The organism is uncultured Tateyamaria sp. (genome assembly GCF_947503415.1).
Taxonomy (GTDB): Bacteria; Pseudomonadota; Alphaproteobacteria; order Rhodobacterales; family Rhodobacteraceae; genus Tateyamaria.
Genome location: NZ_CANNDS010000001.1, coordinates 1,126,200 through 1,150,216, shown reverse-complemented (window position 1 = coordinate 1,150,216; position 24,017 = coordinate 1,126,200). Strand labels below are relative to the sequence as shown.

26 protein-coding genes are annotated in these 24,017 nt (G+C 60.4%); 4 read left to right on the top strand and 22 right to left on the bottom strand.

The features are described 5' to 3' along the window. Positions 1-4: 4 nt before the first annotated feature. Complete coding sequence (locus Q1A32_RS05535; protein ID WP_299650647.1) at positions 5-1,432, top strand: sulfotransferase family 2 domain-containing protein; 1,428 nt, start codon at positions 5-7, stop codon at positions 1,430-1,432. Here the strand turns inward: Q1A32_RS05535 and Q1A32_RS05530 are convergent. The 17 genes from Q1A32_RS05530 to pcaF form a co-directional block, all read right to left on the bottom strand. Continuing rightward, positions 1,429-1,893, bottom strand: a complete 465-nt coding sequence (locus Q1A32_RS05530; RefSeq protein ID WP_299650644.1) for a PTS sugar transporter subunit IIA — start codon at positions 1,891-1,893, stop codon at positions 1,429-1,431. The two genes, Q1A32_RS05535 and Q1A32_RS05530, sit on opposite strands and share 4 nt — an antisense overlap. Before the next feature lie 36 nt (positions 1,894-1,929). After that, positions 1,930-2,493 carry a ribosome-associated translation inhibitor RaiA gene (gene raiA / locus Q1A32_RS05525; protein ID WP_299608515.1) on the bottom strand — a complete coding sequence of 188 codons (564 nt, stop codon included), beginning with the start codon at positions 2,491-2,493 and terminating at the stop codon, positions 1,930-1,932. A gap of 230 nt (positions 2,494-2,723) precedes the next feature. After that, positions 2,724-3,482 (bottom strand): LPS export ABC transporter ATP-binding protein, encoded by a 759-nt coding sequence (gene lptB, locus Q1A32_RS05520; protein ID WP_299650642.1) that lies wholly within the window; start codon positions 3,480-3,482, stop codon positions 2,724-2,726. Beyond that, the gene (gene lptA / locus Q1A32_RS05515; RefSeq protein ID WP_299650639.1) at positions 3,482-3,970 is read right to left on the bottom strand and encodes a lipopolysaccharide transport periplasmic protein LptA; all 489 of its coding nucleotides are present in this window, start codon (positions 3,968-3,970) and stop codon (positions 3,482-3,484) included. The genes lptB and lptA overlap by 1 nt, the downstream gene beginning before the upstream one ends. A gap of 7 nt (positions 3,971-3,977) precedes the next feature. Continuing rightward, a complete protein-coding gene (locus tag Q1A32_RS05510; protein ID WP_299608522.1) occupies positions 3,978-4,574 on the bottom strand; it encodes a hypothetical protein in 597 nt (198 codons plus the stop codon). Between the two features lie 10 nt (positions 4,575-4,584). Then, positions 4,585-5,553 (bottom strand): SIS domain-containing protein, encoded by a 969-nt coding sequence (locus Q1A32_RS05505; RefSeq protein ID WP_299650636.1) that lies wholly within the window; start codon positions 5,551-5,553, stop codon positions 4,585-4,587. Continuing rightward, positions 5,550-6,164, bottom strand: coding sequence for a ribonuclease D (locus Q1A32_RS05500; protein ID WP_299650633.1), 615 nt, complete (start codon positions 6,162-6,164; stop codon positions 5,550-5,552). Before Q1A32_RS05500 ends, Q1A32_RS05505 begins: the two co-directional genes overlap by 4 nt. Before the next feature lie 42 nt (positions 6,165-6,206). Continuing rightward, positions 6,207-6,959 carry a PaaX family transcriptional regulator C-terminal domain-containing protein gene (locus Q1A32_RS05495; protein WP_299650630.1) on the bottom strand — a complete coding sequence of 251 codons (753 nt, stop codon included), beginning with the start codon at positions 6,957-6,959 and terminating at the stop codon, positions 6,207-6,209. After that, positions 6,949-8,964 (bottom strand): phenylacetic acid degradation bifunctional protein PaaZ, encoded by a 2,016-nt coding sequence (gene paaZ / locus Q1A32_RS05490; protein WP_299650627.1) that lies wholly within the window; start codon positions 8,962-8,964, stop codon positions 6,949-6,951. Before paaZ ends, Q1A32_RS05495 begins: the two co-directional genes overlap by 11 nt. Positions 8,965-8,973: 9 nt before the next feature. Then, complete coding sequence (locus Q1A32_RS05485; protein WP_299650624.1) at positions 8,974-10,038, bottom strand: 2Fe-2S iron-sulfur cluster-binding protein; 1,065 nt, start codon at positions 10,036-10,038, stop codon at positions 8,974-8,976. Then, a complete protein-coding gene (gene paaD / locus Q1A32_RS05480) occupies positions 10,035-10,502 on the bottom strand; it encodes a 1,2-phenylacetyl-CoA epoxidase subunit PaaD (RefSeq protein ID WP_299650621.1) in 468 nt (155 codons plus the stop codon). Before paaD ends, Q1A32_RS05485 begins: the two co-directional genes overlap by 4 nt. Next, entirely contained in the window at positions 10,496-11,200 is a 705-nt protein-coding gene (paaC, locus tag Q1A32_RS05475; protein ID WP_299652793.1) for a 1,2-phenylacetyl-CoA epoxidase subunit PaaC, read from the bottom strand. The genes paaD and paaC overlap by 7 nt, the downstream gene beginning before the upstream one ends. Before the next feature lie 20 nt (positions 11,201-11,220). Next, positions 11,221-11,505 (bottom strand): 1,2-phenylacetyl-CoA epoxidase subunit PaaB, encoded by a 285-nt coding sequence (gene paaB / locus Q1A32_RS05470; RefSeq protein WP_299650618.1) that lies wholly within the window; start codon positions 11,503-11,505, stop codon positions 11,221-11,223. A 4-nt stretch (positions 11,506-11,509) separates the two neighbouring features. Next, the gene (locus Q1A32_RS05465) at positions 11,510-11,974 is read right to left on the bottom strand and encodes a DUF3291 domain-containing protein (protein WP_299650615.1); all 465 of its coding nucleotides are present in this window, start codon (positions 11,972-11,974) and stop codon (positions 11,510-11,512) included. After that, on the bottom strand, positions 11,971-12,948 hold the full coding sequence (gene paaA / locus Q1A32_RS05460; RefSeq protein ID WP_299650612.1) for a 1,2-phenylacetyl-CoA epoxidase subunit PaaA: 978 nt from the start codon (positions 12,946-12,948) through the stop codon (positions 11,971-11,973). The genes Q1A32_RS05465 and paaA overlap by 4 nt, the downstream gene beginning before the upstream one ends. Positions 12,949-12,962: 14 nt before the next feature. Beyond that, positions 12,963-13,373, bottom strand: coding sequence for a hypothetical protein (locus Q1A32_RS05455; RefSeq protein ID WP_299650609.1), 411 nt, complete (start codon positions 13,371-13,373; stop codon positions 12,963-12,965). Next, positions 13,374-14,576, bottom strand: a complete 1,203-nt coding sequence (gene pcaF, locus Q1A32_RS05450) for a 3-oxoadipyl-CoA thiolase (protein WP_299650606.1) — start codon at positions 14,574-14,576, stop codon at positions 13,374-13,376. It lies immediately after the preceding gene. Between the two features lie 171 nt (positions 14,577-14,747). Here pcaF and Q1A32_RS05445 point away from each other — a divergent pair, with 171 nt between their 5' ends. The 3 genes from Q1A32_RS05445 (at position 14,748) to Q1A32_RS05435 (ending at position 18,819) form a co-directional block, all read left to right on the top strand. After that, positions 14,748-16,931 (top strand): alpha-ketoacid dehydrogenase subunit alpha/beta, encoded by a 2,184-nt coding sequence (locus tag Q1A32_RS05445; RefSeq protein ID WP_299650604.1) that lies wholly within the window; start codon positions 14,748-14,750, stop codon positions 16,929-16,931. Positions 16,932-17,020: 89 nt separating this feature from the next. After that, the gene (locus Q1A32_RS05440) at positions 17,021-18,055 is read left to right on the top strand and encodes a zinc-binding dehydrogenase (RefSeq protein ID WP_299650601.1); all 1,035 of its coding nucleotides are present in this window, start codon (positions 17,021-17,023) and stop codon (positions 18,053-18,055) included. Then, positions 18,052-18,819 (top strand): SDR family NAD(P)-dependent oxidoreductase, encoded by a 768-nt coding sequence (locus Q1A32_RS05435; RefSeq protein ID WP_299650598.1) that lies wholly within the window; start codon positions 18,052-18,054, stop codon positions 18,817-18,819. The genes Q1A32_RS05440 and Q1A32_RS05435 overlap by 4 nt, the downstream gene beginning before the upstream one ends. Here Q1A32_RS05435 and Q1A32_RS05430 read toward each other — a convergent pair. From Q1A32_RS05430 to Q1A32_RS05410, 5 genes are all read right to left on the bottom strand, one after another. Next, complete coding sequence (locus tag Q1A32_RS05430) at positions 18,816-19,598, bottom strand: citryl-CoA lyase (RefSeq protein ID WP_299650595.1); 783 nt, start codon at positions 19,596-19,598, stop codon at positions 18,816-18,818. The two genes, Q1A32_RS05435 and Q1A32_RS05430, sit on opposite strands and share 4 nt — an antisense overlap. Further along, a complete protein-coding gene (locus tag Q1A32_RS05425) occupies positions 19,595-20,788 on the bottom strand; it encodes a CaiB/BaiF CoA-transferase family protein (RefSeq protein WP_299650592.1) in 1,194 nt (397 codons plus the stop codon). Before Q1A32_RS05425 ends, Q1A32_RS05430 begins: the two co-directional genes overlap by 4 nt. Next, positions 20,781-22,295 (bottom strand): tripartite tricarboxylate transporter permease, encoded by a 1,515-nt coding sequence (locus Q1A32_RS05420; protein ID WP_299650589.1) that lies wholly within the window; start codon positions 22,293-22,295, stop codon positions 20,781-20,783. Before Q1A32_RS05420 ends, Q1A32_RS05425 begins: the two co-directional genes overlap by 8 nt. A gap of 4 nt (positions 22,296-22,299) precedes the next feature. Then, complete coding sequence (locus Q1A32_RS05415) at positions 22,300-22,794, bottom strand: tripartite tricarboxylate transporter TctB family protein (protein WP_299650586.1); 495 nt, start codon at positions 22,792-22,794, stop codon at positions 22,300-22,302. 144 nt (positions 22,795-22,938) lie between these two features. Further along, complete coding sequence (locus Q1A32_RS05410; protein ID WP_299650583.1) at positions 22,939-23,922, bottom strand: tripartite tricarboxylate transporter substrate binding protein; 984 nt, start codon at positions 23,920-23,922, stop codon at positions 22,939-22,941. Positions 23,923-24,017: the final 95 nt, after the last annotated feature.

Below are 24,017 nucleotides of genomic sequence, written 5' to 3'. Positions count from 1 at the left end.
CGCTATGGCACAGTTCGACTATTTCGTTGTGTTTGCAGAGATGCGCACAGGCTCGAACTTCCTTGAGACAAATCTGAATGCGTTCGATGGCCTTGCCTGCCATGGTGAAGCGTTCAACCCTTTCTTTATTGGGTACCCGAATACGGATGCGCTCCTTGGTGTAAGTCAGGGTGCGCGCGACGCAGACCCCAGAACGCTCCTGCGCGAGATCAAGAAAGCGCCGGGCCTCAATGGCTTTCGGTATTTCCACGACCATGATCCACGGATTTTTGACAAGGTCGTCGATGACCCCAAATGCGCAAAAATCGTGCTGACCCGAAATCCCGTCGACAGCTACGTGTCGTGGAAGATTGCTCAGGCCACCGGGCAGTGGAAGTTGACGGATTCCAAGGCGCGCAAGGACGGGAAGGCAACCTTTGATGCGGATGAATTCGCGAACCATCTAACTGCGTTGCAAGAGTTTCAGGTGTCACTGTTGAACCGTTTGCAGGCATCCGGGCAGACCGCGTTTTATGTGGCGTATGAAGACCTGCAAAGCCTTGACGCAATGAATGGTTTAGCCAAGTGGCTGGGCGTGCACAGTGTTCTTGAGGCGCTCGACAAGAGCCTAAAAGTGCAGAACCCAAGCGCGTTGTCTGACAAGGTGAGCAACTTCGGACAGATGACCGAGGCGCTGTCGGGGCTTGACCGGTTCAATCTGACCCGCACGCCCAATTTTGAGCCGCGACGGGGGGCGGCCGCGCCCACTTACATCGCAAGTCAGGCTCAACCCCTGCTGTATCTGCCCATACGCGGATGGCCAGACGATCAGGCCGTGCGCTGGTTGCAAGCGCTTGATGGGGCAGGCGGGGCCAAGCCGGGATCGAAGCTGTCGCAGAATGACCTGCGCGATTGGATGCGCGCCCACCCCGGGCACCGCAGCTTTACCGTGTTGCGCCATCCGCTGGCTCGGGCGCATTCGGTGTTTTGCCATCGCATCCTGAACACCGGCAAAGGGAGCTATGGCGGTATCCGCGCCACGTTGTCCAAGCGCTACAAGATCGGATTGCCGGATGACCCCTCTGATCCGTCTTATGACAAGGGCGCCCACCGCAACGCGTTTGCGGCTTTCTTGCGGTTTTTGAAGGCGAACCTGAACGGTCAGACCGGCATTCGCGTCGATCCTGATTGGGCCAGTCAGGCCAAGACCATTGAAGGGTTCGCTGAATTCGTGCTGCCCGACCGCCTGATGCGGGTCGAGACGATGGCACATGAGCTGGCAGAGCTCAGCGCGACCGTTGGCCTTGCTGATCCGCCGCAGCTCGATTCAGCGCCGGACGACCGGCCCTACAGATTGATAGACATCTATGATCCGGAGATCGAAGGCTTGGCGCGCGCAGCTTATGCCCGCGATTACCTGATGTTCGGGTTTATGAATTGGATGGCGACTTAGGCCGCTTGCGCAGGCTTTGCTTCGTTCAGGATGGCGAACAATGTGGACGCGTCGGGGTTGGCCCGCAGCTTTGTGCAGATGGTCTGATCGCGCAGCGTCCGTGATACAAGTGCCAGTGCCTTGAGGTGTTCAACACCGGCTTCTTCCGGCGCGAACAGGGCAAAGGCGATGTCGACCGGCTGACGGTCGACGGCATCGAAGTCGATAGGCTTGTCGAGCAGAACAAACGCGCCCATGACGTCCGAAATTCCATCCAGACGGGCATGCGGCAAAGCCACGCCGTGCCCCACACCAGTGGGGCCAAGCGCTTCGCGTGCAATCAGGGCTTCGACCACCAGACCAGCGTTCAAGTCATAGCATCCTTGCACAAGATCACCGATCTCGTGAAAAAGCCGTTTCTTGGACGAGGCGGAGGTCACAACCTTGACAGCCTCGGGTTTCAAAAGAGTCCCAAAATTCATTCTGCTCGCTTGTCGGTGCGTCGTGGCACCGATCCCTTACGGGTCGATCCAGCCAATGTTCCCGTCTTCACGACGGTAGACCACATTCAGCCCGTCTTTTCCTTCGTTTCGGAACACCAGCACAGGGGCGCCCGCCAATTCCATTTGCATGACCGCTTCACCAACCGAGAGAGAGGGAATCTTCGTTTCCATCTCGGCTACGATCATAGGTTGTAGTGTCTCGGGTTCCGAGTCGTCTACTCCCCCGTCAGAGGCGAGGATATAAGAGGCTGCGCCAGAGAGTTCAACAGGCTGTGCGCGGTCCTTGTGATGGTCCTTCAGGCGCCTTTTGTAGCGGCGTAATTGCTTCTCCATCTTTTCGGAGCAACCGTCAAAAGCTGCATAGATTTCAGTGGCATGGGCCTTGGCTTGGGCTGTCAACCCGGTGGACAGGTGCACGGTTGCTTCACATACAAACTCGTGCGCGGACTTGGAAAACACCACTTGGGCGTTGGTGGGGCGTTCCGCATATTTCTGCACAACTGCGCCCAAATCATCCCTTACATGGGATTGCAGTGCTTCGCCGATATCGATCTGTTTGCCACTGATTTGATACTGCATTCTTTCTCCTTCTGGTGTGTCCGCAACGCGCATTACCCCCCTGTCGGTGATCGACGGAGCGTGTGCTGTCAGATGTGCGGAAGTGACTTGATCTGCCCCTGATCGGCTTGCCACCCTGACATCAGGATGGACGACGTGCGGATCGGGAACAGCAACAAAGCCATACCTCATTGCACGCCAAAAGGGTCGTGTCTGTCAATGAAAAGCGGACGTGGCCAACGGTGTTTCGGTTATCCGATCCGGAAATTTTCGCCCAGATAGACGCGGCGCACATTCTCGTTCTGCACAACATCTTGGGGCGTGCCGGACATCAGCACCTGCCCATCGTGGAGGATGTAGGCACGGTCCACGATTTCGAGGGTTTCGCGCACGTTGTGATCGGTGATCAGCACACCGATGCCTCTTTTCTTCAAATCCGCGACAAGATGCCGGATATCCCCGACCGAGATGGGATCAACCCCGGCAAAGGGCTCGTCCAGAAGCAGGTATTTCGGATTTGCCGCCAGCGATCGCGCGATTTCGACCCGGCGGCGTTCCCCACCGGACAAGGCCAACGCAGGCGCGCGGCGCATATGTTCGATTGAAAACTCGCTCAGCAATTCTTCTAGCCGCTCGCGGCGTTTGTGCCGGTTGGGTTCAGTGATGTCCAAAATGGCCAGAATGTTGTCCTGCACGCTCAATCCGCGGAAAATGCTCATCTCCTGCGGCAGATAGCCGATGCCCATTTGCGCGCGCCGGTACATCGGCAGATTGGTCACATCGACACCATCGAGTGTGACCGTGCCCCCCTCGGGTGTGACCAGCCCGGCCACGGCATAGAAGGTTGTTGTCTTGCCGGAACCATTAGGGCCCAGCAGGGCCACCACCTCGCCACGGTTCAGCTCCATCGAGAAGTCGCGGATGACCAGCTTCTTGCGATAGGACTTGCGCAAATGCGAGATCCGCAGGCCCGAAGACCCGCCTGCAATTTTCAAATCAGGTTTGGCCATCAGTTGTTGCCAGTCTGGAGGATCGTTTTGACGCTGCCCTGCATCCGGGCTGTGCCGTCTTCCAGGTTCACCGTCATGCGGTCGGATGAAATCGCGCTTTGCCCTTGTGCCAAAAGCACATCGCCGGTCATCACGATCAATCCTGTATCTATGCTGTAATCGGCGCGCTGGGACTCGGCGGCATCCGGACCCGACACAAGTGTCACCCCACCAGTCGCCTCCATCCGCTCTATCCCGGCCTGATCGTCTCGATACACGACAAGGACACGCGGCGCAGACAGGCGCATATCACCCTGACCAATCACGACATTTCCGGTGAAAATGGCGGCGCCGGTCTCTTGATCAACGTTCAGCTCATCCGCGCTCACTTCAACCGGGGCGGATGTATCCTGTCGGATCGCGCCAAAGGCGACTTGCGTGCCCTGAGCATAGAGTGGGGTAATCAGGCCTATAAAGAGCAGGCAGGCTATGGCACGAAAGAAAGTCACGGGTGTATTACTCTTCCAATTCTTCCGGGCGGTATATCAACTTTACGCCGTTTGTGAAAATCAAATGGGTGTTTTCCCCATCTTCGGTTTTTTCAAGACGCATCTGGCCCGCTTCGAGGTTGCCAGACAGGCCTGTGCCGGTGACAGGACCGGGAGATTCAACACTCATCTGGTCAAAATCGGTCAGCAATTCTTCGGAATTCAGTTTGTATCCGGTAGATGTCGTGATGACGACATTGCCTTCCAAAGATGACGCACCAGCGGTCATGTCGAACTCCCCGCGGTCCGAAAACAGGACAACGCGTGTGCCATTCGAAAGGTCGATATGCGCTGCGAGGTCGGTGGCAGCGTTGTTTTGCCCGCCCGCCGTTGCCATGGTGCCAGCCGACACCGAAATGCGATCTCCGCTTGTCGATGTGCCTGAAAAGAAGGGTGCCGTGACCTGCTGACCCTGAAGCCGTTCCTGAATTTCAGTCTCTGCAAAGGGGATGGACGCAACCGGATCGATGTTGCGCGACAGCAAAAACAGCGTCGACAACAGGCCAAGGGCTGCCAGCGGCAACAGCACCTTCAGCCAGGCGACGAGTTTTGAATAGCCGTCCATGCCATGTTCCTTAGCCCAGCCCCACGCGCAAGCAGTCGTGGATGTGCAGAATACCTTGCGGTGTCTGCGGTGCTCCTGCCTCTACAGCAAACACACATGTAATCTTGCGCGCATTCATGACCGCCACAGCTTCTTCGGCGAGGGCGGCACTGTCGATCGTTGTGGGTGAGGTGGTCATCACATCGGCCGCTGTCAAGGACAACAGCCCTTCCATGTGCCGGCGCAGGTCGCCATCGGTGATAATCCCCGCCAGTGTCCCATCGGCCTTGGTCACCCCAACAACCCCAAGGCTTTTCTGGCTGATCTCGATCAGCGCATCAGCCATAAGCGTCGTTTCGTCCACCAGCGGCATTGCGTTGCCTGTGTGCATCAGATCCCGCACCCGGCTGAGCTTCGCGCCCAATTTGCCACCCGGATGGAAGTCCCGAAAATGTTCCGCCGTGAAATCGCGGTGCTCCATTAGTGCGACGGCCAAGGCGTCCCCCATGGCAAGCGTCAACGTGGTCGAGGTGGTGGGCACCACGCCAGTGCCACACGCCTCGCCCAGGTCGGGCAATTGCAGGACCACATCACATTCACGCCCAAGTGCGCTTTTGGGCGCTTTGGTGATCCCGACCAAAGGTATTTCGAACCGGCGCGAAAACGCGACCATGTTGGCCAGTTCCGGAGCTTCGCCCGAGTTGGAGATCGCCAGAACAACGTCAGCCGACGTGACCATGCCCAGATCGCCGTGGCTTGCTTCGGCCGGGTGCACGAATTGCGCAGGCGTGCCGGTGCTGGCAAAAGTTGCGGCAATCTTGCGGGCGATATGTCCTGACTTTCCGATGCCCGTCACAATGACCCGACCCGTGGCATTCAACAGCAGATCGATGGCGGTGCGAAAATTGTCATCCAGCCCGTCTGCCAGCACGTTAAGCGCGTCAGCTTCGGCCCTGATGACGCGTCGCGCCGTGTCGATGAAGGGGGTCTTGCTGGTCATGAGTGTGCAAAGATGTCCGTCTCGGGCCATCCCGCCAGATCCAGACGCGCGCGCATAGGCAGGAAGTCGAAACAGGCCTGCGCAATCTCCATCCGCCCCTCGCGTTCCAGACGCAGGTTCAGTGCATCCCGCAGTTTGTGCAGGTACAGAACGTCCGATGCGGCATATTCAAGTTGCGCGTCGGTCAGGGTGTCGGCCCCCCAGTCGCTGGACTGCTGTTGCTTCGAGATGTCGATGCCCAGCAATTCCTGCAACAGATTTTTCAGCCCGTGCCGGTCCGTGTATGTGCGGATCAGGCGGCTCGCGATCTTGGTGCAATAAACAGGCGCCGTGACCGCGCCAAACGCGTTCAGCATCGCCGCGATGTCGAAGCGTCCAAAGTGGAACAGCTTCAACACATTGGGGTCCTCCAGCAGCCGGCACAGGTTTGGTGCCTCGGTCTGGCCCAGCTTGATCTGAACGATATGCGCGTTGCCATCCCCACCGGACAATTGCACGACGCACAGCCGGTCGCGGTGCGGGTTCAGGCCCATCGTCTCGCAATCGATGGCGACAAAAGGCCCCAGATCAAGATCATCGGGCAGGTCGGAAATATGCAGGTGGTTTGTCATGCGCACGCTATAGCGCGCGTTTTGCACTTGGGAAAGCGCGGTTTAGGCAGCTTTGATCACATCCAGATCGGGGCGCGCAAACCGTCGCAGCAGATCAGTGACCAACGCACGGCAATCATGACCTCGCCAATCCGACGAATGCGCCGCGCGCGGCAGGGTGGGATGCTTCAGCGCAAGACGTCGCCATGCATGGACGATCATCACGCGTAAAGCTGCGGTTTGCATGGGCGTCAGAGTGCTGGTCAATTCTTCGCGTATGTCGGTCAGCACAGCGTGAAGGGACTTGTACGCATCGCGCATTGTGTCGGTTTCGATCTGACCGCCCAGCCAGTCTGGCAGGCCGTTGGGTGTCATCTGCATTGCGCCTTCGGGCAACGAGGTGCCGATGCTGCACATAAACACACGAGGTCCGATCTGAGCAAAGCGCGTCGGGTCGAGGTCGGTGGGCGCGGGCATCAGGATCACGCGGGCAGCATCGTCCATGTCATCCGGCGCGCCATAAATGCGGGCACGGGCTGCGTCGCTGTCGCGTTGCCCCTGATCGGTCAGGCGATGCAGGCTGGTGCGCCCCCGCTTTTCCGATACCACCCAGCCATCACTGCGCAATCGGTGCAAGGCAACGCGGGTCGCTTCAGGCTTGATCCCGATCTCTGCCATGATGGCTGACAAGGTTGGTCCATCAAGCGGTCGGTCCGGTGCAAGATCGCCAAAAACAGTCACTAACAAGGACCAAACGCGCATCTGCCCAAGATCGCTCAGGCTGTCCAGTGCCTCGGAATAGGCGTCAGTAGGCATTCATCGTCAGCAGCTCGTATTCCGCCACTGCCTCATCGTCCTGATTGGTGAGGGTCACGTGCCAGCGCACCTCTCCATACTCATCATTGCGCGGCGTTTTGGCCTTGACGGTCAGGCGCACCTTGATGCTGTCGCCCGCCTCTACCGGTTTCATGAAGCGCAAATTATCCAGCCCGGTATTCGCCAGCACTGGTCCCGGATCAGGTTGCACAAACAGCCCCGCCGCAAAGCTGAGCAGCAGATACCCATGCGCGACGCGCCCCGGGAAGAACGGGTTCGCCTTGGCGGCTGCATCGTCCATGTGGGCATAGAAGGTGTCGCCGGTGAAATGGGCAAACGTCTCGATGTCGTCCAGCGTCACTTCGCGGGACGGGCTGTTGAACGTGTCGCCAAGCACCAGATCACCAAAGGGCCGCGTAAACGGATGTGGCTTGTCGCTCGCCTCGGCCGCACCCGGCACCCAACGCTGTCCAATGGCTGTCAGAATGTCCGGGCTGCCTTGAATGGCCGTCCTTTGCATGTAGTGTTTGACGGCACGAATGCCGCCCAACTCTTCGCCGCCGCCCGCACGTCCCGGTCCGCCATGGACCATGTGCGGCAGCGGAGCGCCGTGCCCGGTGGCCTCGGCCATGCTGTCGCGGTTGTTGAAATAGAGGCGGCCGTGGAAGGCCGCGGACGCCATCGTAATCTCCCGCGCCACGTCGCTGTCATGAGTGATCACAGAGGCCACAAGTGACCCTTTACCCCGGTTCAGCAAGGCCGCGGCATGGGCAACATCGCGATAGGGCATGACCGTCGATACCGGGCCAAAGGCTTCGACATCGTGCACGGCCTGCGCCGTGTCCGGGTCCGCGCAGTGAAACAACATGGGGGGCACAAACGCGCCCTTGCTGTCCGACATTGCGAAATCGTCCGGGTTGCCGAACACCCGCTCGGCCTCGGTTTCGATCTGCGCTGCCTTCTCCAAAACGTCGTTTTTCTGCGTGTTAGAGACGAGTGCGCCCATCCTCGTGGCTTCGTCGCGGGGATCACCAACGGTTGTTTTGGCAAGCCTCGCATTGATCGCATCAATCACCGCGTCCACGTGTGCTTCTGGCACCATGATCCGGCGAATGGCGGTACATTTCTGCCCGGCCTTCGCGGTCATCTCGCGCTGCACTTCCTTGACGAACAGGTCGAACTCCGGTGTACCGGGCGTGGCATCAGGCCCAAGGACAGAAGCATTCAGACTGTCCTGTTCCGCCGTAAAGCGCACAGCATTGTCGAGCAGGTTTGCGTTGCTTCGCAGCGTGCGCGCGGTATGGGCAGAGCCCGTAAAGGTCACCACATCCTGACAATCCAAGTGATCCAAGAGATCGCCAATCCCACCGGAAACCAGTTGCAACGCACCATCGGGCAATAGCCCGCTTTCGATCATCAGACGCACACAGGCTTCGGTCACATAGGACGTCGCCGTGGCCGGTTTCACGATGGCGGGCACACCCGCCAGCAAGGTCGGTGCCACCTTCTCCAACATCCCCCAGACGGGGAAATTGAACGCATTGATATGGACTGCAACACCCTGCAACGGCGTACAGATATGTTGCCCAAAGAATTGCCCGGCACGCCCCAACTGTTCCGGCGCACCGTCCAGATAGACCCGGCTATCCGGCATCTCACGCCGCCCTTTGGAGGCGAAGACCAGCATCGTACCAATCCCACCGTCGATATCGATCAGGTGGTCGGACTGCGTGGCCCCGGTGTCAAAGCTCAGGTCATACAGAACCTGCCGATGTTCCCGCAGATGCAGCGCCAGCGCCTTGAGCATCCGCGCCCGGTCGTGGAACGTCATCGCGCGCAACGCCGGACCGCCCGTATCGCGGGAATAGGCACGCATTGACTGCACATCCAAACGGTCATTCCCGGCCTCGGCAATCACGTCACCGGTGATCGCGCTGGAAATCGACCGCGCACCGGACCCCGGCGGGACCCATGCCCCGGCAGCAAACGAATGAACCTGGTGCATGATGCTCCCCTAGTGTTGATCGTAGTCGATGCTGAGCGTGTCGCTGATCGGATAGCATTGGCAGGTCAGAACAAAACCTGCTTCGACCTCGTAATCCTCAAGCGCGTGGTTGGTCAGCATCTCGTATTCGCCCTCGGTCACCTTGGCCTTGCAGGTCGAACAGACACCCGCCTTACAGGCAAAGGGCGCGTCCAGAGAATTGGCCAAAGCAGTCTCTAACACGGAGGTATCCTTGGCCATTTCCATCTGATGGGTCGTCCCATCCAGCGTGATCTGCACGGTCGTCTCAGCCGCACCTTCGGCCCGTGCGCTCACCGCTTGCTTTGCCAACCGCCCCTGCTGGCCGGCACCAAATAATTCGAATTTGATCTGATCTTTGGACAGGCCATGCGTCTCCAACGCCTCGGAAATCGCCATCATCATCGGCTCCGGTCCGCAGATAAACGCGGTATCGACTGTGCTTACGTTGATCCAGGATTTGAACAGCAGCGCGCATTTCTCCTGATCCACACGGCCCGAGAAGAGGTCGATATCCTGCCCCGTCTCCAGCACATGGATCAGGGTGAACCGGCCCATGTACCTGTTCTTCAGATCCTCCAGTTCCTCGCGGAACATGATCGTGTGCACGGCGCGATTGGCGTAAACGAGGGTAAACGTGCTGTCCGGCTCGCGTTTCAGCACTGTCTTGAGGATCGCCAGAACCGGCGTGATCCCTGACCCACCGGCAAAGCCAAGGTAGGATTTGCCCTTATTAGGCTCTATTTCTGCACCGAAATTGCCCATCGGCGGCATGGCGTGTAGCGTATCACCAACCTGCAATTCCGTATTGGCGAAGGTCGAAAACGCACCGCCGTCCACGCGTTTGACGCCCACTTGCAGCTTGCCGTCGTCAAGCCCCGCACAGATTGAATAGTTCCGGCGCAACTCGGTCCCGTCAAAGTCTTGTTTGAACGTTAGGTACTGGCCCGGAACGAAGTGAAACGCCTCGGGTTCCTGCGGTTCCAGCGTCAGCACAACCGCGTCGCGGATCGTGTGGTGGATGTCGGTGACGGTCAGGGGGTGAAACTGGCTCATATGCACTTGAAGTAGTCAAAGGGTTCCAGACAGTCGGTGCAGCGCCATTGCGCCTTGCACGGGGTCGATCCGAACTGGCTGATCTTTTCCACGCTTGTCGATTGGCAATGTGGGCAGCGCTCAGGTCCGCCAGCAGGTTGCGGCGGCGCGATGCCATAGCTTTCCAGCTTCGCCTTGCCCGCTTGCGTCATCCAATCGGTCGTCCAAGGGGGGGCAATCTTCCTTTTCAGAGACAGTTTTTCAATACCATTGGCACGCAGCGCCGCCTCAATCTCCATATTGATGATGGCAGTGGCGGGGCAGCCGGAATAGGTCGGTGTAACCGTCACCTCCAGCGTATCACCCTGCCAGCGCACGTCCCGGATGATCCCCAGATCGACAAGCGAGATCACGGGGATTTCCGGGTCCGGCACATCCGCAAGCCATGCCCAGACCTCGTCCACTGAGGTGCGCGCCGTCACCATGTTGCATCTGGATAGCTGCGGGGCAGGACTTGCATCGTCGCCAGCATATGCCCCAGATGTTCGGTATGCCGCGCCCCGGTCTTGCCCCCCATATGGGCAAAGTCACTGTCGGGCCGCACAAGTGTCGCCTCAGTCAAAACAGTCTCTAAATAGGCGTCAAATGTAGGTCGCAGCGCTGCCATGTCGGTCAGATCGTCGTCGTCCGTGCTGAACATCTCGCCCACATAGGGCCACAGCCGGTCCAGCGCCGCTTGCATCCGCGCATGGCTTTCCTCCGTCCCGTCGCCCAAAGCAATGACGGTATCGGAGGACCGTTCGCGGTGATACGTGACCTCCTTCACGGATTTCTGCGCAATTGCCGAAACCTCTGCATCCTCATGCGCGGCCAGCGCCTTCAGCGCCTCCAGATGCCAGGCGTCGAACAAAAACTGCCGCATCATGGTCACGCCGAAATCCCGGTTCGGCTGCTCGACCAGCAGCACATTCCGAAAGTCCCACGCGTCCCGGTGATAGGCCAAAGTATCCGCTGTCCGCCCCTCACCCTCACCCTCACGCTCCGCTGCCAGACCCAGCCACAACTGCGTCTGCCCGATCAGATCCAACGCAGTGTTGGCCAGCGCAATATCTTCTTCCAGCGCCGGCGCATGCCCGCACCATTCCGACACCCGCTGGCCAAGCACCAGCGTGTTGTCGCCCATACGGATAAGGCCAAGGGTACTCACATCGCCCCCACATCGTCTGGAATGTCGTAAAATGTCGGGTGGCGATACACCTTGTCGTCCGCCGGATCGTACAGCGCCTCTTTGTCATCGGGCGATGACGCCGTGATCTGTGCCGCAGGCACCACCCAGATACTTACGCCTTCCTTTCGGCGCGTATAAACATCACGCGCATTCTGGATCGCATGCTCCGCATCGGTCGCGTGCAGCGAGCCGACATGCCGGTGGCTCAGCCCATGCTGCCCACGAATGAATACTTCCCAAAGGGGCCATTCCTGTTTCATGCGCTTACCCCGCGGCCATGGCACAACGGCGCCATGCAGATGTGTCGACGAAATCCCAGCCAAAGGCGTCGTCGGTCGACCCATGATCGGTCAACTTCGCCAACCGCTCCATGGCCTCAGTCAGTGTTGGAATATGCCCCTCCGGCACATGCCACATCACGAAATGAGGCGTCTTCATCGGGACGAACCAATTCGTCCCCTTTTCGTAAAACCGCGCGTGCAGTGTATTGAACACGTAGTGCCCAAGGCTTGTCACATCGTCCCAGACGGAAAGGTTCGAGATCATGTCGGCATCGCCTGGCACTGAAATATCCGTCGCATTGCCGCTGTCCGACTGCATCCGCCAGACAAAACCGGGGCTGCGTTCCGCCATGGCGTTCATGCGGTCCAGATTGTCCATGAACTCCGCCATGCGGGCATCATCGGTGGGGTAGCGGGCATAGCCCACATTAAGCTGAGCCAGTTTCATTCCGCCGCCACCTTTGCTGCCTGTTTCTTGGCTGCATGCGCCATCCGCGCCTCGCGGACCCAAGCGCCATCGTCCCAAGCCTTCTGCCGCGCCTCGATCCGCTCGACCGAACAAGGGCCATTGCCCTTCAGCACGTCAAAGAACTCGGACCAATCAGGTTCGGCAAAGTCATAGCCGCCCTTTTCCTCGTTCCAGGCCAATGTCTTATCCGGCACGGTCAGCCCCAGATATTCCGCTTGCGGCACCGTCTGATCCACGAATTTCTGGCGCAGCTCGTCGTTGGAGTTCATCTTGATCTTCCAGCGCATAGACTGTTCGGAATGCACGCTTTCCTTGTCTGACGGGCCGAACATCATCAGCGACGGATACCAGAACCGGTTGAGCGCATCCTGCGCCATGCGCTTTTGCGCGTCCGTCCCGTTCGCCATCTTCATCATGATGTCAAAGCCCTGCCGCTGGTGGAACGACTCCTCCTTGCAGATGCGCACCATCGACCGGGCGTAGGGTCCATAGGATGTGCGCTGCAACGGCACCTGATTCATGATCGCCGCGCCATCGACCAGCCAACCCACAGCGCCCATATCCGCCCATGTCAGGGTCGGATACGAGAAGATGGAGGAGTATTTCATCCGCCCGTCCAGCAGCATCTCGGTCAGCTCATCGCGGCTCACACCCAGCGTCTCGGCTGCGCAATACAGATACAGACCATGCCCCGCCTCGTCCTGCACCTTCGCCAGCAGGATCGCCTTGCGCTCCAGCGTAGGCGCGCGGGTGATCCAGTTGCCCTCGGGCAGTTGGCCCACAATCTCGGAATGGGCGTGTTGCCCGATCTGGCGGATCAGCGTCTTGCGATAGCCTGCGGGCATCCAGTCCTTCGGCTCGATCTTGTCGCCCGCATCAATGCGCGCCTGAAAGGCGGCCAGCTTTTCGGGATCGTCCTGCGTCGCTTCGGATTTGATCATCTGTGCGTACATCGGTTTATCCTTTTCTAGCCTCTAAGAAGCTGTCTGAGCCGGTTGTGGAAGATTTGGCGGATTTTCTGCACGCCAATCTGCTGTTCGGGTTCTACCCAATTCCCTTCGCTGTCGTATCTGCCGCCATCGTCGTCCATAACAACAGCATCCAACTTGGCAGCGATGAACGACATTTTTGCAATCAGGTCATCCGGGGGACGGTCGACCAGCACGTTTCCTTCGCTCCATTGCAAGGGCCATTCGTCCCCCTGAGATGTGACATACCCAAAGGTGCCCTCCATCTGCCCCTTTACGTCGACGTTCTTGGACCTCGCAATCAAGTCAGGATCAGCTTCGGCACAGTCGCACCACTCGTCCAGCGAGATGATGGCGTCATCATCGTCTGCCCAAAATGCCCGCCGAGTGATGTGCAAGCTCCAGCCCATTTACGCGCGCTCCAATATGAGAGCGACGCCTTGCCCCACGCCCACACACATCGTGCACAGCGCATAGCGGCCGCCGGTTCGTTTCAATTGATAGGCGGCGGTCATCACCAACCGCGCGCCAGACATGCCCAGCGGATGCCCAATCGCGATGGCCCCGCCCTGCGCGTTCACGCGCGGGTCGTCATCTGTCACACCCAGACTGCGCAAGGTTGCGAGCCCTTGCGAGGCAAACGCCTCGTTCAATTCGATCACGTCCATCTGGTCGATGGTCAGACCCGCTCGCTTCAGCACCTTCTCGGACGCAGGCACCGGTCCAATCCCCATGACCCGAGGCTCAACGCCGGCGGCACACATGCCGACAATCCGCGCCATGGGCGTCAGCCCTTGGGCCTTCGCTGCGTCGGTCGAGGCGATCAGCATCGCCGCCGCCCCGTCATTCACACCTGACGCATTGCCAGCGGTGACGGTCAGGTCTGGCCCATTGATCCCACGCAACCCGGCCAGCTTTTCCGCTGACGTGCCGGGCCGTGGGTGTTCATCCGTATCCACAACAACCGGATCGCCCTTGCGCTGCGGGATCGTCACAACCGAAATCTCCTCAACAAAGACGCCCGCCTCATGCGCCGCAGCCCACCGGGCCTGCGACCGCGCGGCAAAGGCGTCCTGCGCCTCACGCTCCACCTGCCAATCGGCGGCAACGTTGTCGGCGGTCTGCGGCATGGAATCGATGCCATATTCCGCCTTCATCTTCGGGTTCACGAACCGCCAGCCGATGGTTGTGTCATAGACCTGATTGGCGCGCGAAAAGGCGGCTTCCGCCTTGGGCATGACAAAGGGCGCACGGCTCATGCTCTCGACGCCGCCAGCGACGACGATATCCATGTCACCTGCTTTGATCCCACGGGCCGCAATGCCCACCGCATCCATGCCCGATGCACACAGCCGGTTCACCGTGATCCCCGGCACATCGACCGGCAGACCCGCCAAAAGCCCAGCCATCCGAGCGACATTGCGGTTGTCCTCACCCGCCTGATTGGCGCAGCCCATGACCACATCATCGACGCGGGCCCAATCCAGGTCAGGGTTCCGCGCCATCAACGCGGCAATGGGGGCCGCCGCCAAATCGTCGGCGCGGACGCCAGACAAAGCGCCACCATACCGCCCGATGGGCGTGCGTTGCGCGTCACAAATCCATGCGTCCATAAAGGTCCTCCTGATGGGAAAATAGAGCGGACGGCGATTCCGTTCAATGATTAATGTTACACGATGCGGTGTGCGGCGCAAAATTTCGTAACGCTTTGAATGCCCGCTGGACGATCAGGACGGCGCACTGTTCTATGGCCGCAAGACAGCCACCAAAAACGGACCCGCCCCATGGATCGCGCCGCTATTGTTCACGACAACTTCCACCGGCGGCTCACGGCCAATGACCTGCCGGACGGAGACGGCGCGGGGAACATGGACGTCGACACGCTCCTGACCCTCTATCGCGCGCAATGCCTGTCGCGCCAACTCGACCGTACCAGTCGCGCGATGCAGAAGGCAGGGCAGGGGTACTACACCATCGGCTCCAGCGGGCACGAGGGCATGGCAGGCGTCGCCCACGCGTTGCGCCCGACGGACATGGCCTTCCTGCACTACCGTGATGCTGCATTTCAGATCGCACGTGCGGGCCAGGTGCCCGATCAAAACCCGGCGTGGGACATCCTGCTCAGCTTCGCCGCCTCTGCCGACGATCCCATGTCCGGCGGGCGTCACAAGGTGCTGGGATCGAAGGCGTTGAACATCCCGCCCCAAACCTCGACTATCGCCAGCCATCTGCCCAAGGCGGTGGGTGCTGCCTACTCCATCGGCCTTGCCAAACGCGCCCGTCCCGAACACGCGCACTTGCCCGATGACAGCATCGTCATGTGTTCGTTCGGGGATGCGTCGGCCAACCACTCGACAGCCCAAGGGGCGATCAACACGGCCTGCTGGACCAGCTTCCAAAACGTGCCACTGCCGCTGCTCTTCGTGTGCGAAGACAACGGCATCGGCATCTCAACCCCCACGCCTTCGGGCTGGATCGCCGCCAACTTTGCGCACAAACCGGGCCTCACATACTTCACCTGCGATGGCCTGAACGTCGCGGAAACCGCCCGCGTCGCGGCAGAGGCTGCCGCATTTGTCCGCCGCCACAAACGCCCGGCGTTCCTGCACATCCGCACCGTTCGCCTTTACGGTCACGCTGGCTCAGATGTCGAAGCCACATACCGCGACAAGGCTGCAATCGAAGCGGATGAAGCCAACGATCCGCTTTTGCACACAACACGCCTGTTGCGCGACAGCGGGGCGTGCACGCCAACCGAAGCGTTGGGAATTTACGAGGAGATCGGTGCTGACTGCGAAGCGCTCGCAGCCAAAGCCACCAAACGCCCCCGTTTGCAAACAGCCAAAGATGTCAGCGCCAGCCTGATCCCCCCAACCCGCACCTGCGCCCCAACGAATGGCCCAAAACCTGACGCGCGCGAAAAAGCCTTTGGTTCCGACCTCAAGGCAATGAGCGAACCGCAAGTGATGAGCAAACTCATCTCATGGGCCCTCACCGACCTCATGCTCGAACACCCCGAGGTGGTCATGGCAGGCGAAGATATCGGACGCAAAGGCGGTGTGTACGGCGCGACCCAGAAACTCCAGCAGCGGTTCGGCCCCAACCGCATCACCGACACACTGCTGGATGAACAATCCATCCTCGGCCTCGCCATCGGCATGGCCCACAACGGCTTCGTCCCGATCCCCGAAATCCAGTTCGTCGCCTATCTCCACAACGCCGAGGATCAACTCAGGGGCGAAGCCGCCACGCTCCCCTTCTTTTCCAACGGCCAACACACCAACCCCATGGTCCTGCGCATCGCGGGCCTCGGTTACCAACGCGGGTTCGGTGGCCACTTCCACAACGACAACTCGCTTGCTGTCCTGCGCGATATCCCCGGCCTCATCATCGCTTGCCCCTCACGCGGCGATGACGCCGCCAAAATGCTGCGGGAAGCCGTCCGGCTCGCCCGCGAAGAACAGCGCGTCGTCGTCTTCATAGAACCCATCGCCCTTTACCCCATGCGCGACCTGCACGGAGACGGCGACAAGGGCTGGATGTCGACCTACCCCACCCCCGACGAACGGATCGGGCTGGGTGAGATCGGCGTGCAAGGCGACGGCACCAACCTCGCCATCCTCACCTATGGCAACGGAAGATACCTGTCCGAACAAGCCGCCAAACGGCTGGACGCAGACGGCATCAAAACCCGCGTCATCGACCTGCGCTGGCTCGCACCGCTCGCAAAGGACGCGATCCTCGACCAAGTGCGCGCCTGCAATGCCACGCTGATCGTGGATGAATGCCGCCGCACCGGCAGCCAATCCGAAGCGTTGATGACACTCCTGACCGAAGCAAACATCCCCAACATCGCCCGCCTTACGGCCGAGGATTGCTTTATCGCCACCGGCCCGGCCTACGCCGCCACACTCCCCTCCACCGACGGTATTGTGAACGCGGCAAAGACCCTGATCTCCAAGTCCTGAAATTCCGGTTTCACGAAATTGACCCCTCCTCTTGATCGGCCTTTCCAATCCGGTCCAAGGTCGCCCCAAAGACAGGGAGAGGACCAATCATGACGCATCAGGCAGCGTTCTATCGCGGCGATAAACACTTCACGGTCGAGGCCGTCGACACCCCCGCACCCGGCCCGGGCCAGGTCCAGATCGACGTGGCCTTTTGCGGCATCTGCGGCACCGACCTGCACATCTACCTCGGCCATATGGACGCGCGTGTCGGCTTTGAACGCACCATCGGGCACGAGATGTCAGGCGTGATCGCCGCCGTTGGCGAAGGTGTCGAAGGCTTCAGCGAAGGCCAGAACATCGTCGTCCGCCCTCTCGACCATTGCGGCGATTGCCCAGCCTGCAACGCGGGCTACCAGCACATCTGCCACAACCTCAAATTCATCGGCATCGACAGCGACGGGGCATTTCAGCAAAAATGGAACGTCCCCGCCCACACGGTCCATGTCCTGCCCGCCGACCTGTACCTCGCCCATGCCGCACTGATCGAACCACTTGCCGTGGCTGTCCACGATGTGGACCGGGGCAAGGTGCAACCGGGCGAAGATGTGCTTGTCATCGGCGGCGGCCCGATCGGCATGCTGGTCGCCATGGCCGCGCGGGAGGCTGGGGCAAACGTCACCGTGGCCGAGATCAACGACAACCGCCTCGCCTTCGCGCAAAAGATCGGGTTCACCACGCTGGACCCCAAAACCACCGACGTTGCCAAGGCCATGCACGAGGCCACCGGCGGCAAAGGCGCGGACGTCGTCTTCGAAGTGTCTGGCAGCCAACCGGGCGTCGACCTGATGACAGCCGCCGCTGCCACACGGGGCCGTATCGTCATGGTCGCGATCCACGCCACCAAACCGCAGATCGACATGTTCCAATTCTTCTGGCGCGAGCTGGACCTGATCGGTGCGCGCGTCTACCGGCCCGAGGACTACGACAAGGCCATGGACCTGCTCGCCAAAGGCGTTGTCGATTGCGACGCCTTCATCACCGACATCAAAGGGCTGGACGACATCGAAGGCGCGTTCAAATCGCTCACCGAAAACCCCAACGCCATGAAATCCATGATCCGCGTGACGGAGGGGCTGCAATGACCGTTCTCGACACTTTCGACCTGTCAGGCAAAACCGCCCTCGTGACCGGTGCCAAACGCGGCATTGGGCGCGGTATGGCCGAAGCGCTGGCCGAAGCAGGGGCAGACATCATCGGCGTCAGTGCCACACTCGAACCCGGCTCGGACGTGCAAAAAAGCATCGAAGCCAAGGGGCGGAAATTCACACCGTACGCCTGCGACTTCTCGGACCGTAAAGCTGTCAAAGCCTTCGCCGCCCAAGTCCTTTCAGACCACCCGCCGATCGACATCCTGATCAACAACGCGGGCACCATCCTGCGCACCCCTGCCGCTGAACACCCCGACGACATGTGGGATAAAGTGATCGAGGTGAACCTGAACGCCCAGTTCATTCTCACGCGCGAGGTCGGCAAGAAAATGGTCGAACGTGGATCGGGCAAGATCATCTTCACCGCCTCCCTGCTCACCTTCCAGGGCGGGATCACGGTGCCCGGCTATGCCGCGTCCAAGGGCGGGATCGGCCAGCTGACCATGGCCTTTGCCAACGAATGGGCCGGCAAGGGCGTGAATGTAAACGCCATCGCACCAGGATATATCGACACCGACAACACCGAAGCACTGCGCAACGATCCGGTCCGATCCAAATCCATACTGGAGCGTATCCCGGCGGGCCGTTGGGGTAAGCCAGAGGATTTCAAAGGCCCCGCCGTCTTCCTCGCGTCCGACGCGTCCGCCTACATGCACGGCCACGTCATGCTGGTCGATGGCGGCTGGATGGGGCGCTAGTCCCTGATCGGATTGGGACCAGTATAGGTCCAGCGATATCCCGGCGGGGTCGGCCCCTTGTTCCGGCCCCCCTGTTGTTGCTGCTCATAGGCATGGGACAAGATGCCAACGCTGCGCGACAGGCAAAACAAACCCCGCGCCAAAGGCGCAGGAAAGCCTAACTCGGCAAAGATAACCGCCGTCGCCCCGTCGATATTCATCGGCACAGGCTTGCCCTTTTCCGCGGCCAATGCGGCCTCGATCTGGCGTGCGATCCCGGCAAAACGACCGGACACCGTACCTGCCTTCGCCGCATCATCGACCAGTGACAACAGCCGCGGCGCGCGCGGATCAACCGGCTTGTGAAAGCGGTGCCCAAAGCCCGGAACAAACCGTCCATGCTCCGCACGCCACGCTGCCAAAACTTCGGTCAAAGGCGCGTCAGAGGTATCAACGCGCATATACAACTCAACCGCCTGTTCGCCCGCCCCGCCATGCACATCGTCCAGCATGTTGACCGCCGACGCCATCGCCCCGTTTAGGGGCAAGCCACAGGTCACCGCCATCCGCGCCGCTGCAATCGACGGCGCTTGCGGCCCGTGATCCACGGCGGCGACCAACGCCGCCTCCAACAGCTTTGCCTCCGCCTCAGACGGCATATCACCCCGCGTCATCAACCAAATCATCTGTGGGAAACTCACCGCTCCGATCAACTCTTCAATCGGGTGTCCGCGTAGTCTGATCTGACCGGGGGCCATGTCGATGATATCGGTACTCCACCAGTCGGAAACGTCGCTCATATCGCGCCCTTGTCGTTCAATTCCGCAATGTCGTCGTCGCTCAACCCAAGCGCGCCCCAAACGTCAGCGCCATGTTCCCCCAACTGCGGCGGCGGGGTCGGCACAGTCAGCGGCGCACCGTCCATTTTGACCCCAGTGTTAACCACGTCGATATCCCGACCTACACCCGGAACGTCGGGGTAATGCGTCATCAACCCCCGCTCCGCCACCTGAGGATGGGACAGCACGTCGGGCACGGACATCACAGCTCCAGCAGGCACCCCAATCGCGTTTAACTCCTGCGCCAAGTCCTGCGCAGCCCAATCCGCCAACGCATCCTCAATCTCGAATCGCAATTCCATACGGTTCCGTTTGCGATCTTCCCGCGTGGCATAGTCCGCACGATCCCGCAGCGCCCCCAGCCCAAGGAAATCCGTCAGCAAAACCCACTGCTCGTCCTTGTTCGCTGCAATGTTGATCAACCCATCACCGGTCTGAAACGCACCCGACGGGGCGGAGGTCGGGTTCTCGTTCCCATTGGCGCTTGGCTCGGCCCCGGCGATCATATGGTTCGAAACAACCCACCCCATCGTCGCCAGCACGCTTTCAAGCATCGAACAATCAATGAACGCCCCGCGGGGACGGGCATTGAGCGCCGCGGCCACAGCAAAGGCCGCCGTCATCCCGCCCACCGTATCCGCCACAGGATAGCCGACGCGCAACGGTGCGCTGACCTCATCTCCGGTGATCGACATGACACCCGAAACACCCTGCACGATCTGATCATAGGCAGGCCGATCCACCCACGGACCGTCCTGCCCAAACCCGGAAATCGCGCAGTAGATCAGATCAGGTTTGCGGGCTTTCAACACGTCATACCCGAGGCCGAGCCGATCCATCACACCGGGGCGAAAGTTCTCCACCACCACGTCCGCCGTCTCGACCAACCGCAGAAACAACGCCTTGCCGTCGGTGTTCTTAAAGTTCACCGTGACCGACTTTTTCCCGGCATTCTGCGCAAGGAAGGACACGCCCATCCCCTTCGCATTCAACTCGGGATCAGCGCCCAACTGCCGCGCGAGATCACCTCGACCGGGGGCCTCGACCTTGATCACCTCAGCCCCCATATGCGCCAGTTGATGACAGCAGAACGGGCCCGCAAGTACGTTGGTCAGGTCAAGAACCCGGACCCCGTCCAATGGTTTAGTCACCGTCGGCCACTCCCGTCGCGCGCGCCCGCGCGCGACGTGCCCGGTAGCTGGGCAGGATCACCAGCAGGGCTGCGATGATCAGCAGGCCAAGCGTCATGGGTCGTTCCCAGATGAAGCTCACGCCGTCGTAAAGCTGCATGGAGCGGGAGAAGTTGTCCTCCAGCATACCGCCCAGAATGAACCCGATCAGCAGCGGAGCCAGCGGGTAGTCCGCAAACCGCAGGATTGTAGCACAGATGCCGAAGCCCACCAGCAGCAGCAATTCGGTCGCGTTGTTCTGCCCGATATAGGCCCCCATCAATGTGAAGAAGAGGATGAAGGGGATCAGGAAGTTGCGCGGCACGGCGAGGATTTTGGCGATATAGGGGATCAGCGGCAGGTTCAGGATCAGCAGCACGAGGTTGCCGATATACATCGAGATGATGACCGCCCAGAAAATCTGTGGATCGTCCACCATCAGGCGCGGACCGGGTGTGACGTTCAAGGCGATCAGCGCGCCCAGCAAGATGGCCGTGGTGCCCGAGCCGGGGATGCCGAGTGTCAGCAGCGGCACGAAGGACCCGGTGCAAGCGGCGTTGTTCGCCGTCTCAGGTGCGGCGAGGCCTTTGATCGACCCTTTTCCGAACTCCTGCTTTTCCTTCTCCGGCGCGATGTTGCGTTCGACCGCGTAGCCAAGGAAGGACGCGATCGTAGCCCCCGCGCCTGGCAGGACGCCGATGAAGAACCCTTGCAGGGACTGGCGGCCGATCACGGGGGCGATGGACTTGGCCTCGGCCCGTGTGATCCGCAGATCCTTGATGTCACCCGATTGACCCGACTTGGATCGGGCAGGGTCCATGACAAGGTACAGCGCCTCGGGCAGGGCGAACATCGCCATGGCGAGCGTGATGAAGGCAAAGCCCGATTGCAGATCCATCAGGCCCATCGTGAAGCGGGGCATGTTGAACAAAGCGCCCTCGCCCACGGTTGCCATGATGAGGCCGAGCAGGGTCATCAGGATGGCCTTAGCCACTTGCCCCGTGCCCGCGAAAGCGGCGATGGCAGACAGGCCCACGACCATCAGTGCGAAGTATTCGGCGGAGTGGAACAGGAGTGCGACCGACGACAGCATCGGCGCGAAGATCATCAACAGGATCGCCCCGATGGAGCCGCCGCAGAAGGACGCAATGGCGGCGATGGTGAGGGCCTTGCCCGCCTTGCCGTCGCGGGCCATAGGATAGCCGTCAAAGCTGGTCGCGACCGTGCCTGCGACCCCTGGCGCGTTGAGAAGAATGGACGAGGTCGAGCCGCCGAAGATGGCGCCGTAATAGACGCCTGCCAGAAGGATGAGGGCTGCGGAGGGGTCGCCCAAAGAGATGGCGACGGGGATCATGATGGCGATGATACTCATGGGTCCGAGACCCGGCAGCATGCCGATGAACGTGCCGATCAGACAGCCGCCGATGACCATGAGCAGGTTCTGGATGGAGAAGGCCGTTTGCAGGCCGATCAGGATACCTTCGAGCATGGCCTTATAACCCCATGAACGCGGGCAGGGGGCGCAGGAAGATGCCAAGCACCACCTGCACCAGATACCAGACGATGCCAGTGGCAAGGCCCGCGACGATCAGCATGATGATCCACCGGCGTTCGCCAAGGATCGCAGACCCGATGACGAGGAAGCCGACCGTTGCGAGGATGAACCCGGCGGGACGGAGTAGCAGGGCGTAGGCGACCATGAGGCCCAGCAGCAGACCTGCCTGACCGAGTTTGAATTCCTTGAGCTGGCGGTAGACGATGACGGAGGGGTTTTCCTCGCGGGGTTTGTCCGATTTTTCGAGACCCAGAACGATGATCAGTGCCACGATGATTCCCATCACGCTCAGCACCTTGGGGAAGGTCGAGGGCCAGATGGGGTTGCGCTGCATGAAGGGGGCGAGGCTGCCGTCCATGGTGAACCACGCGGCGTAGCCGTAGGCGGCGAAGATGCCCAAAAGGATCAGTCCGATCCAGCGATCAAGTGCCATGGTGTCCCCCCGAATGATCTGTCCCCGCGGGGACACCCCTGAATTCATTGAACAAAAGGGTTAATTTTACTTAATTTTAACGGTTTAACCCCCGTTCAAGGGCAGATGCGGGACCAGTGTGGACCCGCACCCAAAGCGATCAGATCAGAGGAAGCCGAGCTTCTTCATCAGGTCGCCGATGACTTTTTCCTGCTCTTCCAGGAAGGCGTTAAAGTCGTCGCCATTGTTGTGGATGTTGACCCAACCGTTGCGTGCACGGACTTCTTCCCATTCGGGTGTGTCGTACATCTTGGTCAGCGCGTCCTGATAGGCGGCCAGTTGCGCTTCGGGCAAGCCCGGCGCTGCGAAGAACCCACGCCAGTTCACGAACTCGGTGTCGATGCCCTGTTCCTTCATGGTCATGGCATCGGGGGCCGCGTCCACACGCTCGGGTGCTGTGACGCCGATGATTTTCACTTCACCTGCGTTGGCCAGATCAACCGCTTCGGAGAAGCCGGTGGAGAGTGCCGCGATTTCGCCCGACAGCAGCGCTGCCATGGCTTTGCCGCCCGCGTCGTAGGGGATGTATTTCACGCCGAGCGCATCCTTGCCCGCAGCTTCCATCACCATGGCTGCCACGAGGTGGTCCATGCCGCCGGGAACCGAGCCACCGCCCACGGCGGTGCCGTCGGGATCGGCGTCATAAGCGGCCAACAGGTCCTCCATCGAGTTGATGGGGCTGTCTTTGCCCACGACCATCGCGGCGTAGTCACCAATGGTGCCTGCGACCAGCGTGAGATCACGGAAGTTGTGCGGGAACACGCCGGTGAGCGAGCGGATCACGATGGGGGTCGAGTTGACCATCAGGGTGCCGTGGTTGCTGTCTGCGTTTTCAATCAGATAGCCGATGGCTTTGCCGCCGCCGCCGCCGGACATGTTTTCGAACGAAGCGGTGCCGACGAGGCCCGCATTTGTCAGCGCTTCACCCGTGCCACGTGCTGTGCCGTCCCAACCGCCACCGGCACCGCCGGGGATCAGGAAGTGGATGCTGTCGACGACCTGATGGCCGTCTGCGAATGCAGCACCGCTCAGGCCAAATGCCATAGCTGCGCCGAGCAGGGCGCGTCGGCCCATCTCAAAAGTTTTCATGGTATCCTCCCATTTGACTTCGCGTTATTTCGCGCGAATGCTGACGTGAAAACATGCGAACCTGACACAGACCTGTCACGGGGGCGCGGCGTGGG

Coding starts and splice junctions, on each gene's coding strand:
- Q1A32_RS05445 (WP_299650604.1), top strand. CDS start 14,748: ATGGATCGCGCCGCTATTGTTCACGACAACTTCCACCGGCGGCTCACG.
- Q1A32_RS05430 (WP_299650595.1), bottom strand. CDS start 19,598: ATGAGCGACGTTTCCGACTGGTGGAGTACCGATATCATCGACATGGCC.
- Q1A32_RS05530 (WP_299650644.1), bottom strand. CDS start 1,893: ATGAATTTTGGGACTCTTTTGAAACCCGAGGCTGTCAAGGTTGTGACC.
- Q1A32_RS05455 (WP_299650609.1), bottom strand. CDS start 13,373: ATGGGCTGGAGCTTGCACATCACTCGGCGGGCATTTTGGGCAGACGAT.
- Q1A32_RS05420 (WP_299650589.1), bottom strand. CDS start 22,295: ATGCTCGAAGGTATCCTGATCGGCCTGCAAACGGCCTTCTCCATCCAG.
- Q1A32_RS05415 (WP_299650586.1), bottom strand. CDS start 22,794: ATGGCACTTGATCGCTGGATCGGACTGATCCTTTTGGGCATCTTCGCC.
- Q1A32_RS05485 (WP_299650624.1), bottom strand. CDS start 10,038: ATGAGCCAGTTTCACCCCCTGACCGTCACCGACATCCACCACACGATC.
- Q1A32_RS05410 (WP_299650583.1), bottom strand. CDS start 23,922: ATGAAAACTTTTGAGATGGGCCGACGCGCCCTGCTCGGCGCAGCTATG.
- Q1A32_RS05440 (WP_299650601.1), top strand. CDS start 17,021: ATGACGCATCAGGCAGCGTTCTATCGCGGCGATAAACACTTCACGGTC.
- lptB (WP_299650642.1), bottom strand. CDS start 3,482: ATGGCCAAACCTGATTTGAAAATTGCAGGCGGGTCTTCGGGCCTGCGG.
- Q1A32_RS05435 (WP_299650598.1), top strand. CDS start 18,052: ATGACCGTTCTCGACACTTTCGACCTGTCAGGCAAAACCGCCCTCGTG.
- pcaF (WP_299650606.1), bottom strand. CDS start 14,576: ATGGACGCATGGATTTGTGACGCGCAACGCACGCCCATCGGGCGGTAT.
- paaB (WP_299650618.1), bottom strand. CDS start 11,505: ATGAAACAGGAATGGCCCCTTTGGGAAGTATTCATTCGTGGGCAGCAT.
- paaA (WP_299650612.1), bottom strand. CDS start 12,948: ATGTACGCACAGATGATCAAATCCGAAGCGACGCAGGACGATCCCGAA.
- Q1A32_RS05495 (WP_299650630.1), bottom strand. CDS start 6,959: ATGCCTACTGACGCCTATTCCGAGGCACTGGACAGCCTGAGCGATCTT.
- raiA (WP_299608515.1), bottom strand. CDS start 2,493: ATGCAGTATCAAATCAGTGGCAAACAGATCGATATCGGCGAAGCACTG.
- Q1A32_RS05500 (WP_299650633.1), bottom strand. CDS start 6,164: ATGACAAACCACCTGCATATTTCCGACCTGCCCGATGATCTTGATCTG.
- Q1A32_RS05510 (WP_299608522.1), bottom strand. CDS start 4,574: ATGGACGGCTATTCAAAACTCGTCGCCTGGCTGAAGGTGCTGTTGCCG.
- paaD (WP_299650621.1), bottom strand. CDS start 10,502: ATGGTGACGGCGCGCACCTCAGTGGACGAGGTCTGGGCATGGCTTGCG.
- paaC (WP_299652793.1), bottom strand. CDS start 11,200: ATGGGCGACAACACGCTGGTGCTTGGCCAGCGGGTGTCGGAATGGTGC.
- paaZ (WP_299650627.1), bottom strand. CDS start 8,964: ATGCACCAGGTTCATTCGTTTGCTGCCGGGGCATGGGTCCCGCCGGGG.
- Q1A32_RS05535 (WP_299650647.1), top strand. CDS start 5: ATGGCACAGTTCGACTATTTCGTTGTGTTTGCAGAGATGCGCACAGGC.
- Q1A32_RS05465 (WP_299650615.1), bottom strand. CDS start 11,974: ATGAAACTGGCTCAGCTTAATGTGGGCTATGCCCGCTACCCCACCGAT.
- Q1A32_RS05505 (WP_299650636.1), bottom strand. CDS start 5,553: ATGACCAGCAAGACCCCCTTCATCGACACGGCGCGACGCGTCATCAGG.